The organism is Natrinema salsiterrestre, from assembly GCF_029502005.1.
Taxonomy (GTDB): domain Archaea; phylum Halobacteriota; class Halobacteria; order Halobacteriales; family Natrialbaceae; genus Natrinema; species Natrinema salsiterrestre.
Genome location: NZ_JAMQOT010000001.1, coordinates 373,286 through 385,680, shown reverse-complemented (window position 1 = coordinate 385,680; position 12,395 = coordinate 373,286). Strand labels below are relative to the sequence as shown.

General features: G+C 66.4%; 16 protein-coding genes. 10 read left to right on the top strand and 6 right to left on the bottom strand.

Features of this window, described 5'->3' with window-relative positions; genetic code table 11:
* Positions 1–46: 46 nt before the first annotated feature.
* The 3 genes from NDI89_RS01940 to NDI89_RS01930 form a co-directional block, all read right to left on the bottom strand.
* On the bottom strand, positions 47–706 hold the full coding sequence (locus NDI89_RS01940) for an HAD family hydrolase (protein WP_277519815.1): 660 nt from the start codon (positions 704–706) through the stop codon (positions 47–49).
* A gap of 122 nt (positions 707–828) precedes the next feature.
* Positions 829–1,197 (bottom strand): methylglyoxal synthase, encoded by a 369-nt coding sequence (locus tag NDI89_RS01935; RefSeq protein WP_277519814.1) that lies wholly within the window; start codon positions 1,195–1,197, stop codon positions 829–831.
* 91 nt (positions 1,198–1,288) lie between these two features.
* Positions 1,289–1,990 (bottom strand): SDR family NAD(P)-dependent oxidoreductase, encoded by a 702-nt coding sequence (locus tag NDI89_RS01930; protein WP_277519813.1) that lies wholly within the window; start codon positions 1,988–1,990, stop codon positions 1,289–1,291.
* 121 nt (positions 1,991–2,111) lie between these two features.
* Between NDI89_RS01930 and NDI89_RS01925 the strand changes: the two genes are divergently transcribed.
* The 8 genes from NDI89_RS01925 to NDI89_RS01890 all read left to right on the top strand — a co-directional run bounded on the left by NDI89_RS01925 (position 2,112) and on the right by NDI89_RS01890 (position 8,471).
* A complete protein-coding gene (locus tag NDI89_RS01925) occupies positions 2,112–2,912 on the top strand; it encodes a class I SAM-dependent methyltransferase (RefSeq protein ID WP_277519812.1) in 801 nt (266 codons plus the stop codon).
* Between the two features lie 122 nt (positions 2,913–3,034).
* Positions 3,035–4,126 carry an AI-2E family transporter gene (locus tag NDI89_RS01920; protein WP_277519810.1) on the top strand — a complete coding sequence of 364 codons (1,092 nt, stop codon included), beginning with the start codon at positions 3,035–3,037 and terminating at the stop codon, positions 4,124–4,126.
* A gap of 82 nt (positions 4,127–4,208) precedes the next feature.
* Positions 4,209–4,691, top strand: a complete 483-nt coding sequence (locus NDI89_RS01915) for a peroxiredoxin family protein (RefSeq protein ID WP_277519809.1) — start codon at positions 4,209–4,211, stop codon at positions 4,689–4,691.
* Between the two features lie 163 nt (positions 4,692–4,854).
* Positions 4,855–5,538, top strand: a complete 684-nt coding sequence (locus tag NDI89_RS01910) for a haloacid dehalogenase type II (RefSeq protein WP_277519808.1) — start codon at positions 4,855–4,857, stop codon at positions 5,536–5,538.
* Positions 5,539–5,655: 117 nt separating this feature from the next.
* Complete coding sequence (locus tag NDI89_RS01905) at positions 5,656–5,946, top strand: MarR family transcriptional regulator (protein WP_277519807.1); 291 nt, start codon at positions 5,656–5,658, stop codon at positions 5,944–5,946.
* Positions 5,947–6,047: 101 nt separating this feature from the next.
* Positions 6,048–6,884, top strand: coding sequence for an alpha/beta fold hydrolase (locus NDI89_RS01900; protein ID WP_277519806.1), 837 nt, complete (start codon positions 6,048–6,050; stop codon positions 6,882–6,884).
* 139 nt (positions 6,885–7,023) lie between these two features.
* On the top strand, positions 7,024–7,950 hold the full coding sequence (locus tag NDI89_RS01895) for a ring-cleaving dioxygenase (RefSeq protein WP_277519805.1): 927 nt from the start codon (positions 7,024–7,026) through the stop codon (positions 7,948–7,950).
* Positions 7,951–8,045: 95 nt separating this feature from the next.
* Positions 8,046–8,471 carry a VOC family protein gene (locus tag NDI89_RS01890; protein ID WP_277519804.1) on the top strand — a complete coding sequence of 142 codons (426 nt, stop codon included), beginning with the start codon at positions 8,046–8,048 and terminating at the stop codon, positions 8,469–8,471.
* A gap of 45 nt (positions 8,472–8,516) precedes the next feature.
* Here NDI89_RS01890 and NDI89_RS01885 read toward each other — a convergent pair whose 3' ends face one another.
* Positions 8,517–8,777, bottom strand: a complete 261-nt coding sequence (locus NDI89_RS01885) for a hypothetical protein (protein WP_277519803.1) — start codon at positions 8,775–8,777, stop codon at positions 8,517–8,519.
* A 216-nt stretch (positions 8,778–8,993) separates the two neighbouring features.
* Between NDI89_RS01885 and pyrF the strand changes: the two genes are divergently transcribed.
* On the top strand, positions 8,994–9,794 hold the full coding sequence (pyrF, locus tag NDI89_RS01880; protein WP_277519802.1) for an orotidine-5'-phosphate decarboxylase: 801 nt from the start codon (positions 8,994–8,996) through the stop codon (positions 9,792–9,794).
* Here the strand turns inward: pyrF and NDI89_RS01875 are convergent.
* Entirely contained in the window at positions 9,791–10,078 is a 288-nt protein-coding gene (locus NDI89_RS01875; protein ID WP_277520492.1) for a hypothetical protein, read from the bottom strand. The genes pyrF and NDI89_RS01875 overlap by 4 nt on opposite strands.
* A 32-nt stretch (positions 10,079–10,110) precedes the next feature.
* Positions 10,111–10,290: a hypothetical protein gene (locus NDI89_RS01870; protein WP_277519801.1), complete on the bottom strand. Its 180-nt coding sequence runs from the start codon at positions 10,288–10,290 to the stop codon at positions 10,111–10,113.
* Positions 10,291–10,517: 227 nt separating this feature from the next.
* Between NDI89_RS01870 and NDI89_RS01865 the strand changes: the two genes are divergently transcribed.
* A complete protein-coding gene (locus NDI89_RS01865) occupies positions 10,518–12,119 on the top strand; it encodes a GTPBP1 family GTP-binding protein (RefSeq protein ID WP_277519800.1) in 1,602 nt (533 codons plus the stop codon).
* Positions 12,120–12,395: the final 276 nt, after the last annotated feature.

The following is a 12,395-nucleotide window of genomic DNA, read 5'->3' as shown; positions in this document are numbered from 1 at the left end:
CAATATCAAAAAACGCAACCACCGACGAACGGAAACTGTTACTTCTTCACTCGAGTTCGTCGAGGATCTCCGGCAGCACGGCCGCGATTGCTCGCTGCTCGACGTGGGCGACGGCCCGCGGATCCGGATCGGGGCCGTCCTCGAGCAGCACCTGAATCGCCCGCAGCCCGGTCTCCGTCGCACCGCGGACGTCGGCTTCGACTTCGTCGCCCACGTAGACCGCGTCGGCGGGGTCGACGCCAAGTTCGCCGGTGATCGCCTCGAACGCGCGCGGATCCGGCTTCCCGGCCTCGAGCTCGCCGGTCACCAGCGCGGCGTCGAAGGCGTCCTCCCAGCCCAGCGTCTCGAGTTTGTCCCGCTGGGCGCGAACCGGCCCGTTGGTGAGCAGGCCGACCCGATACTCCCCGCGCAGGTCCGCGAGCATGGCTTCGACGCCCGGGAGCGGCTCGAGCGCGTCAGAAATCGTCTCGCGGTAGGCCGTCGCGACGGCGGCCGGATCGGCGTCGCTCTCCCGTCCCTCGAGGAGGTCGGCGAAGATCGGCTCGCGCGTCTCGCTGGTCAGGTTCCGGCGGTGGGCCTCGAGATAGGCGTCGCGCGTGAACGACGGCGCACCCGTCGTGGTCGTCGCTTCCTCGAGAATCGTCGTCCGATCCCGTCGCGGAACGGCGAGCGTGTAATCGAGATCGAAGACGACCGCCCGTAACATAGGCGTGACAGGGGGCTCGAGCGGGTTGAAGCTATCCCTTCGGCCCGAGACGCCGGCGGAAACGGACGCGGTGATTCGCACCCCGTTCCCGACGCGGTGGTCGGCTCGACGGCAGTCGACGACTATTCCGCCAGTCCCTCGATGAGGAACTCCGCGGAGGCGAGGTTCGTCGCGAGCGCCGTGTCGTGAACGTCGCAGATCCGCAACAGCGCGGAGATATCGGGTTCGTGGGGCTGGGCTCGAAGCGGATCCCGGAGGAAGACGATCCCGTCGAGTTTCCCCTCAGCGACCTCCGACCCGATCATCATGTCCCCGCCGAGCGGCCCCGATTCCTTGCGTTCGATCTCGAGCCCGACCTCGTCGATCAACCGCTTTCCGGTCGTTCCGGTCGCGATCAGGTCGTACGCCCGCAACTGGTCTTCGTGCGCTCGAGCGAAGTCGATGAGGTCCGGCTTCTTCTCGTCGTGGGCGATCAGCGCGACGCGTGTCATACCGACGCATCGACGCCCCGCAGGATAAGCCCTCGTTTGTCGACGACCGTCCGTGGCTCCTCTCGCCCCGTTGAGACGCTCCGGACGACGGTCAGAACTCCTCGACGTGGGGTCGGACGTCCAGCTCGAGGGTCCACGCGGACCGATCCTGCGTCACGAGGTGCCAGTAGGAGTCGGCGACGGCGTCCGGGTCGAGGAATTCCGCCTCGTCGCGCTCGGGCCGGGACTCGCGAACTTGCGGCGTCTCGATCTGGCCGTCGATCACCACGTGAGCGACGTGGATCCCCTCTGGGCCGAGCTCTCGAGCCATGGATTCCGCCATCCCTCGAACGCCGAACTTGGCCGCGCTGAAGCCGATCGCGCCGCCGCGACCCCGAACCGCCGACGTCGCGCCGGTGAAGAGAATCGTCCCGCCGTCCCCGGCGAGCATGTCGTCGACGGCCGCCTGCGAGCACAGGAGCGCACCGTGAGCCGAGACCTCCCACGCGCGCTCGAACTCCTCCGGAGAGATGTCCCGGACGCCCTTCCACGAGCCGCCGCTCGCGTGATTGACGAGGACGTCCACCGGGCCGAACGCGTCGCGAACGGCTTCGAATCCCGCCTCGACCGCGTCCGGGTCCATGACGTCCGTCGGAACGGCGAGCGCGTCGTCGCCGAGGTCGGCCGCCAGTTCCTCGAGGTAGTCCGCCGACCGGGCGAACAGCCCGACCTGACAGCCCTCGTCGACGAATTTGCGGGCGAGCGATGCGCCGAGGCCGGGACCGACGCCGGCGATAACTGCGGTTCGTGCCATACCACGGGACACGGAGCCGCGGCACAAAACGGTGGCCGTGGGACCGCTTCAGTCGCTGTCGGGATCGATGAGGGGTCGAGCGGAGCTGTTCGCTTTTGTACGTGGCCACCGACGACCGGCTATGGAGGATCCGACCGAGGGAAGCGATCGATCCGCGAGACACGTCTGGTCGGCCGGGCGGTATCCCGCGATGGCCCCGAACATGCTGCCCGCTATCGCGCGGCTGGTCAACGTCGCCGGCATCGATCCGGGCAATCGCGTCCTCGACGTCGGCTGCGGGACGGGCAACGCCGCGCTGACCGCCCGACGGGCGGGTGCGGCGGTCGTCGGCCTCGACCTGGCTCACGACATGCTCGAGCTCGCCCGGGAAAACGCGACGCTCGCGGGATACGACGACATCGGCTGGCTGATCGGCGACGCCGAGACGCTCCCGGTTCCCGACGACGCGTTCGACGTCGTCCTCTCGAACTTCGGCCACGTGTTCGCCCCCGACTCGACTCGAGCCGGGACGGAGCTCCGCCGCGTGACGACGTCCGGTGGTCGGGTCTGTTTCACCGCGTGGTCGCCCAACGGCGTCGTCGGCGACCTCACGACGGTCCTGACCGACCACGTGACGGCATCGCCGAGCGATCCCTGGTCGCACCTGCAGTGGGGCGACCCCGAGTTCGTTCGGGACCAGTTCGCCGGCGTCGCCGACCTGTCCTTCCAGCGCCGGCTCCTCGAGTTCCGCTACGCCACGCCACACCACTTCTGGCGGGAGTTCGCCGAGGAATCGGGACCGCTCTCGCCCGTCCTCCGGCGGATGGACGACGACGGGGCGCGGGCCGAGCTGCGCCGAGACGCGGTCGCCGCGCTCGAGGACTGGTTCGGCGACAACGCGATCCGCGTCGAATATTTGCAGGTGCGTGCGGTGATCGAGTGACGCGCGCTCGAGTCGGGAGGCGTCTCGACCGGATCCCGTTTCCCGGCGTGATAGTCACGGATCGATCACCGTTTCACTCGCTGTAACGGACGTTTTTGGCGCGCACGACTGTGACATTGCGTATGAGCGTGTTCGACAGCTGGGACGGGAAGCGCGTCGCCTGGGTCGTTCTCGGAGGCGTCCTCGCGGTGTTGATCGGACTCGCTCTCTTTCGGTACATCGGTTCGTTCCTCTTCGCGATCTTTCTGTACTACGCGACGCGCCCGCTCTACCGCCAGCTCGATCGCGTCGTCGACCACCCGAACGTGACGGCGACGGCCACGATCCTGTTCGTCATCCTCCCGATGCTCGCCGTCGTCGCCTACGCGGTCGTCGTCGCGCTCAGGGAGCTCGATCAGTTCCTCGCCGCGAGCGATCTCGAGGCGTATCGATCGCTCTTCCAGCCGTACCTGCGATTGGTCAGGGAGGGCAACATCGACCGACTCCGGGACGCGATCGCGTCCGGCTCCGGCGGGTCGGTCACGAGCGTGCTCCGTCAGGGGGTTCCGGGGGTCGTCGGACGGCTCCAGTCGGTCCTCGCGATCACCGCTTCGATCCTCGCGAAGTTCTTTCTCATGGTCACTATCCTCTTCTATCTCCTGCGAGACGATCAGAAGCTCCGACGGTGGTTCTACGAGAGCATCGACCGCGACGACGATATCGTCTCGTACACGCAGGCGGTCGACGACGACCTCGAGACGATCTTCCTCAGTAATCTGGCGGTGATCGTGGTCGCGGCCAGCGCCGCCGCAGTCGTCTACTACGGCCTCAACGCCGTCGCCTCGGACGGGCCAGTCGTCTGGACGCCGGCGTTGCTCTCCCTGCTCATCGGGATCGGGACGCTGATCCCGGCGGTCGGGATGAAAATCGTCTACGTTCCCTACGGGTTGGTCCTCCTCGGAGTCGCGCTGACGACCCCGAAACCGCTCTGGCACCCGATCGCTTTCTTCGCTATTACCCTCGTCGTCATCGACACGATCCCGGACTTCTTCGCTCGAGCGTTCCTCTCGTCGCGTAGCGGCATTCATATGGGAGCGGTCCTGCTGGGCTATTTCCTCGGCACGCTCGCCTTCGGCTGGTGGGGGTTGTTCCTCGGTCCGATCGTCGTCGTCCTCGCCATCCGCTTCGGAGAGACGGTCTTTCCCGGTCTCGCGAGCGATTTCCTCCGGGAGTGACCGGCCCCCGGCGACGCCCCACCCCGCTCGTGCTTCCACAGGCAGCCCACAGACATACCCCACTGAAGGCCCTCCTGTGCGTATGGGATTAGAAGGCGAACGAGCGCCGGACTTCACGCTTCAGAGCACCGCTGGCGACGAGATCTCGCTCTCCGATCGGCTCGAGGACGGGCCGGCCGTCGTCCTCGTCAACCGCGGACACTGGTGTAGCTTCTGTGCGGAACAGCTCCAGACGTTCAGCGAGGTGTCTTACGACCTCTGGTTCAACGAGGACGTCGACGTCCTGCCGGTCGTGACCGATCCGCTGGCACGAGTCACGGAGATGCGCGACCGCTACGATCTCGAGATTCAACTGCTGGCCGATCCGAACGGCGAGGTCGCCGACCAGTACAGCGGTACCGAGGAAACCAGTCACGGCCTCACCGGTATCGCGGGCGTGTACGTCATCGATGCGGCGGGAACAGTTCGATTCGAACAGGTCGCGGACCACCCCGCCGACCGTACCTACGGCAACTGGGTCCGGTACTTCATCCGCAACGACTACGAGGACCCGTTCGGCGAGTAACCCTCGTTCGACCGATTCGGTCGTCCTCGTTTCGCGAGCCACTGCGCTCTCGCCAGCCGGGTATCTCGTTCCGTGCTTACAGCTACATCCCTTGATGATAGGCCGCGGTTCCTCGAGACGATCGGCCGAGAACTATTGCGACTCGCCCTGTCGTTCCAACCGAATGCCATTCGACCCCGACCGCGTCACGACGGTCACGTTCGACTCCTACAGTACCATCGTCGACGTCGATGCGGCCGCGCAGGCCCTCGCGGATCGCGTCGACGACCCCGAGCCGGTGTCGACCCTGTGGCGGCTCCGTTCGCTCGAGTACACGCTCGTCGCGAATTTCCTCGACGCCTACCAGCCGTTCTATGAAATGAATCGGGACGCGCTCCGGTACGCGCTGGACGTGTTCGACGCCGACGTCACTGCCGACGAGCGCGACGAGATCTTGGCGGTCTACCACGAACTCGAGGTCTTCGACGACGTCCGCGACGGGATCGAGCGACTCCGAGAAGGCGGCTACGACTGTTACGTCGTCTCGAACGGCGATCCGGATATGCTCTCGTCGATGATCGCCCACGCCGACATCGGGGACCTCCTCGCGGATTCGATCAGCGCCGACGAGGTGGAGACGTTCAAACCCGCCGCCGAACTCTACCGCCACGCGGCCGCCAGAACCGGGACGCCGATCGACGAGATCGTCCACGCCACCGCCGGCTGGTACGACGTCACGGGAGCCAAGCACGCCGGCATGCAGGGTACATGGGTCGACCGGAAGGGGCGGCCGTGGGAGCCGGTCGCCGGTCGGCCGGACCTGACCGTCGAGTCGATTCACGAGCTCGCGGACGCACTCGGCGTCTAGCGCGGTCCTCGAGATACCGCTACTGCTGCCGTTGTGGCTCGAGTTCAGCCGCGGCTGTGCGAGGCCCGTGCATTGCCGAGAGTCATTCAAGCCGATCCGTGGCGAGAGAATCGATACATGAGTGATCAGGTCGTTCTCACCGCGGACACAGCCCCGGACGCCGTCGACGACACGCCGCCGAGCGCCAAACTCGTGCTGACGGTCCTCGCACACGAGGGCGCGCTCACGCAGTCACGGCTCGCGACGGAAACCATGCTCCCCACCCGAACGGTCCGGTACGCACTGAAGCGACTCGAGGAACACGACCTCGTCGACTCGCAGATCTCGTTTTCCGACGCCAGACAGCACGTCTACTCGCTCAACGACGACCTGTTTGCGAGGGCGGAGACTCGAGACGCGCGGGCGTGATCCGATCGGTCGGATCCGCCCGACCGACGATCGCCGCGAATACGTCCGAATTCCGACCGACGCCAACCTCTATTGACACCGGCGTGGCAGCGCGACACGGCATGGAGTACGAAACCTGGTCCGACGGTCAGGAGAAGACGACCGTTACCGTGGACGATCACGAACTCGAGGTGGCCTACTACGACGACGGCGACGGCGACCCGGTGGTGTTCTGCCACGGCATTCCGACGTCGTCGTTCCTCTTTCGCGAGGTCGCACCGCCTCTTTCGGACGAGTACAGGGTCATAGCGCCGGATATGGTCGGCTACGGGAACTCGGCGATGCACGACGGCTTCGACCGATCGATCCGGGCCCAGGAGGCCATGATCGACGGCCTGCTCGAGGAACTGGGGCTCGAGACGATCACGTTCGTCGGACACGATCTCGGCGGTGGCGTGGGGCTCCGCTACGCCGCACACAACCCCGATGCGGTCGAGACGCTCGTGCTCTCGAACGGCGTCTGTTACGACTCGTGGCCGATTCAGACGATCGTCGACCTCGGGCTGCCGTCGACGATCGATGGGATGAGTCCCGACGATCTGCAGGAGATGCTCGAGGGGCTCTTTCGGGATACCCTGGCCGGCGAGCCCGACGAGGCGTTCGTCGAGGGGATGCTCGCCCCCTGGGACTCCGAGGAGGCGGTCGTTTCGGTCTCGCGAAACGCGATCGGGACGAACACGAGTCACACGACCGAGATCGACCCGAGCGAGATTACGGCCCGAACGCTCCTGCTGTGGGGTGCCGACGACGAGTTCCAGCCGATCTCCTACGCCGAGCGGCTGGACGAGGACATCGCCGACACGGAACTCGTCGGGCTGGACGACGCGAACCACTGGGTCATGGCCGACCGGCCGGACGCCTACGGCGACCGCCTCCGCGAGTTCCTCGCTGGGGGCTGACCGACGTTCGAGTCGGCGGCTGCGGGTCCGGCCCCGGGATGACTGAAGGGTCGGTTGCGGGTCCGGCCCCGGGATGACTGAAGGGTCGGTTGCGGGTCCGGCCCCGGGATTATTCCGACCGAAGTCCGTACGTTCCCGCATGCCAGCAGCCATTCCCGGCATCCACCACGTGACCGCCATCGGCAGCGATCCCCGCCGTAACCTCGAGTTCTACACCGAGACGCTCGGCCTTCGGCTGGTAAAGCGAAGCGTCAATCAGGACGACGTCTCGGTCTATCACCTGTTCTACGGCGATCACGGCGGGAGCCCCGGAACGAGCATGACGTTCTTCCCCTATCCCGACGCCCGGCAGGGACAGGTCGGCACGGGACAGGCGAGCGCGGTCACCTTCCTGATCCCGGAAGACGCGGTCGAGTTCTGGACGGATCGCCTCGCGGACGCCGGCGTCGACGCCGAAGAACACGAGCGGTTCGGCGACACCGTCATTTCGTTCGAGGACCCCGACGGACTCCCGCTCGAGCTCGTCGCCCGGTCCGATGCGCCCGCCGGCGACCCGCCCGAAGGGTCGGTTCCGGATGAGCACGCGATTCGGGGCTTCTTCGGCGTGACGCTGTCGCTGGCGACGGCCGGGCCGACGGAGGAAGTTTTGAGGGCGATGGGGTACAGCCAGACTGACGAGGACGGGAGCCGCCGCCGATACGAGAGCAGCGGCGACCTCGGCTACGTCGTCGACATTCTGGAGGAACCGCAGGCCCCTCGCGGCCAACCTGGCGCCGGGACCGTCCATCACGTGGCGTTCCAGACGACTGCGGACGAGCAGTCCGAGTGGCGCGACGTCCTCTCCGGACAGGGGCTCCGGCCGACCGAGATCATCGATCGGAAGTGGTTCGAGTCCGTCTACGTCCGCGAACACGGCGGCGTGCTCTTCGAGTTCGCGACCGAGGAGCCGGGATACACGGTCGACGAGGACCTCGAGGAACTCGGCGAGCGCCTCGTCCTCCCCGAGTGGTTGGAAGACCGACGCGGCGAGATCGAAGCGGGACTGCCCGACCTCTCGGCGGAGTAGCTCGCGGACGAGGAGCGGGGTGACGACGCGAAACCGACCTGTTCGGACGACCGACAGACGGAAGCGTTTTTCCCGCCCGCTCGTACCACTCGACGATGGCAGATCTCAGCGCACATCACGTCGGTATCACCGTCTCGGATCTCGAGGAGACGCTCGCCTTCTACCGGGACGTCCTCGGACTCGCCGTTGCGAACCGGTTCAGCGTCGGCGGCGAGGCCTTCGCCGACGCCGTCGACGTCGAGGGTGCGAGCGCGGACTTCGCACACCTCGAGGCCGACGGGGCACGGATCGAACTCGTCGAGTACGAGCCCGAAGCGAGGGGATCTCCCCCGGCGGGACTCAACCAACCGGGCGCGACGCACGTCGGTCTCTCGGTCGCCGATCTCGAGGCGTTCGCGGAGGCCCTCCCCGAGGACGTCCCGACGATCAGCGAGCCCCGGACGACCGAGAGCGGGACGACGATCATGTTCCTCCGCGATCCCGAGGGGAACCTGATCGAAGTCCTCGAGCCGTCCGAGTGAGCGACCGGTTCGGAAACGATTGTACCGACGGTCGAGAGCGGTCGGCTATCGGTCGTTACACGCCAGGGTCGACCGAACCTGGTCTACTTCGGTCTCACAGTGGGGACAGACGTGCTTCTCGGCGGCGATGTAGACGGCACTGCATCGAGAACACTGGAAGAGGTTGCCGCTCGATTCGACCGCGGATCCCGTGTCGTCCTCGGGGTCCGTTCGGTCTTCCCGTCCGTCTCCGGAGTCCCTGACCGCCGACCGGACCCGTTCGCGGAGCCGACGCGAAAGCGACACCGCGTCCTGTCGAATTCCCATGCGGTACCCGATCACGATCCGAATGAAGTAGTTGCCGTCTAAAGAATTTGGAACGACCACTGTTCGCAACCCTCACGGTCGATGACCGATCGGACGGATCGACTCGGCGGCGAATCGTCTCCGCAGACGGTGTCCCGTCCTCCTCACCGTACACGGCGAGATCTCTCGCTGCGTAAAGATAGCAACCTTTTCGACCGTCGGGAGGTCACTCCCGGCATGAACTTCTTCGACCGCTTGCACGACCGCATCCGAACGGTCGACAGCGTGGTCTCGGTCGGCCTCGATCCAGACCCGTCGCGTCTCCCCGAGCACCTCCGGGAGTACGACCTCCCGCGGTGGGCGTTCAACCGCCGCATCATCGACGCGACCCACGAACACGCCGCCGTTTTCAAGCCCAACGCGGCCTTCTACGAGGATCCCGACGGCTGGCGCGCCCTCGAGGAAACGATCGCCTACGCTCACGGCAAGGACGTCCCGGTCCTGCTGGACGCCAAGCGCGCCGACATCGGCAACACGACCCGCCAGTACGCACAGTTGCTCGAGACGGCCGACGCGATCACGGTCAACCCCTATATGGGCCGAGACTCCCTGCAGCCGTTTCTGGCGGACGAGGAGTCCGGCGTCTTCGTTCTCTGTCGGACATCGAACCCGGGCGGAGCCGATATCCAGGACCTCGAACTCGAGACGGGCGAACCGGTCTACGAACGAGTCGCGGCGCTGGCGGATCTCTGGAACGAGAACGACAACGTCGGGCTCGTCGTCGGCGCGACCCAGCCCGAGGAGCTCGAGGAGCTGCGCGAGCAGGTGTCCGATCTCCCCTTCCTCGTTCCCGGCATCGGAGCGCAGGGCGGTGACGCCGAGGCGGCCGTGGAGCACGGGCTGGCCGACGGCGTCGGCCTGATCAACTCATCGCGCGGAATCATTTTCGCCGGTGAAAACGACGGCGAGGAGTTCGCGAGCGCGAGCGGGCAGGCCGCGAAGCGACTCAAAAAGCGGCTCAATCGGTATCGACGTTAGCGGTCCGACGCGCGATCGTCGGCGTCCATCGCGCGAGTCGGATCGGTGTCGACGACCCGTCCGGCGATCCGGTCACCGATCACCCGATCGATGATCTCGACCGCGACCGGCTCCGCCGGCGGTCGCTCCTCGAGTCGATCCAGCCCCTCGACGACGGCGATATCCATCGGGCTGGCATCCCACGGATGGTCGGCGACGAGCCGGCCGTCGCGTTCCTCGAGTCGGAGGCGATACGTCTCGCCGATGCCGAGTGCGTCGCCGAGCAGATCGCGAATCGATGTCACGGTCTCCACTGGGCTGTGCCGTCCCGGATCGGCTAGAACCGGTTGATCTCTACGTCGTCGTTCCCCGGCCCCGGCTGTGCTTGCGAGGCACAATCGGCACAGAGATCCACGGTCTCCTTGAAGTGGACCTCGCAAGCGAGCGTCCCGCAGTTCGAGCACTGCTCCTGGGCCGGACGGGATTCACAGATCTGACAGAGGCCACTGACGCTCATACCTCGGGGTACGGACTCGAAGGGCTTGAAAGCGAGCCCGGCGCGTTCGGGTCGACGGTCGGCTCTGAACTCGAGACCGAACCGAGCGACCGCGCCGACGAGCCGCTTTTTTCAGGAACGCGGAAGAGCGGGTAACGGCGTATTTTTCCGCGATACGACGGACGAATCGTGACACATGATATCAATATACGGGAAGGCTTTTGCCATGTGCCCAACTACCAGCGCGTATGAGCCGTGACCGGGCTCTCCTCGAGCGAGCCCTGGACCGTGGCGAACAGGACGGTGGCAACGTCGAATTCAAGGAACGATTGTCGCGAGACGTCCACCTCGAGGGTGGACGACGGGAGAGCCTGGCCGCGCAACTCCGACATCGACTCCTCTCGGGCGACGGCGAGGCGACGTACGTCGTCGGCGTCACCGACGACGGCGGGCTCGCCGGCGTCGATCCCGACACCTTCTCCGAGACGATGGACGTTCTCTCCCTGCTGGCCGAGGAGGCCGACGCACATATCGAAGACGTCCAGACGTGGGGGATCAACGAGGGACTGGTAGGAGTCGCGCAGGTTCGCGAGGGCGGCGTCCTCGAGACTGACGACGAACACGTCGTCGTCGGGACGGCGGGCCACGTCGACCACGGCAAGAGTACGCTCGTCGGATCGCTCGTGACGGGCAAGCCCGACGACGGGGACGGCGCGACCCGCGCGTTCCTCGACGTCCAGCCCCACGAGGTCGAGCGGGGCCTCTCCGCCGATCTGTCCTACGCCGTCTACGGCTTCGACGACGAGGGACCGGTCCGGGTCCGGAATCCGAATCGCAAATCCGACCGGGCGGAGGTCGTGCAGGAAGCCGATCGGCTCGTCTCGTTCGTCGACACCGTCGGCCACGAGCCGTGGCTCCGAACGACGATCCGCGGGCTGGTCGGGCAGAAACTCGACTACGGGCTGCTGGTCGTCGCCGCCGACGACGGGCCGACGCGAACGACGCGGGAGCACCTCGGCGTCCTGCTCGCCACCGATCTCCCGACGATCGTCGCGATCACGAAGACCGACACCGTCGACGAGGAGCGCGTCGAGGAGGTCGAACGCGAGGTCGAACGGCTCCTCCGCGACGTCGACAAGTCACCGTTGCGGGTTTCCCGTCACGGCATCGACGCCGCCGTCGAGGAGATCAGCGAGCGGGTGGTCCCCATCGTCGAAACCAGTGCGATCACGATGGACGGCCTCGAGACGCTGGACGAACTGTTCGATCGGCTGCCCAAGACCTCCCGGGACACCGGCGAGTTCCGGATGTACGTCGATCGGAGCTACTCGGTCACGGGCGTCGGCGCGGTCGCGTCGGGGACCGTGATGGCCGGTGAGGTCGAGGCCGGCGACGAACTCCTGATCGGGCCGATGTCCGACGGGCGATTTCAGGAGGTCGAGGTCCGCTCGATCGAGATGCACTACCATCGGGTCGACAAGGCCCAGGCGGGCCGGATCGTCGGCATCGCGTTGAAGGGAATTCAGGAGAGCGCGATCGAGCGCGGCATGGTCTTGCTCCCCCGCGACGCCGACCCCGAACCGATCCGCGAGTTCGAGGCCGAAGTCATGGTGCTCAACCACCCCACCCGAATCGGGGAGGGGTACGAGCCGGTCGTCCACCTCGAGACGATCGGCGAGGCCGCCGCGTTCTACCCCGAAGACGGTCGGCTGCTGCCGGGCGACACCGGCAAGACCACCGTCGAGTTCAAGTTCCGCCCGTACCTCGTCGAGGAAGGCCAGAAGTTCGTCTTCCGCGAGGGCCGCAGCAAGGGCGTGGGGACGGTGACCGACGTCTCCCCGATGGAGTGACTGGTGACCGGGAACGCGATTCGTCTCGAGTCCCTCTCCCCGAGGCGGCCGCCGATTCGATAGCGGTCAACTCGAGCGCCCCGCGATTGGGGGACGGCTCGAACGCGATTCCGAACCGGCACGCCAACTCGACCAATCGTCCGTCGTTCGACGTCCTCATCGGTCATACATCCGTAGTTTGGCCCGTGACACCCATCCGGTAGACGAAAACACATAAACATTAGACGCGGCTAAACCTCGACGTGACCGGTAATATCGCTGTGCGACAGCATCCCT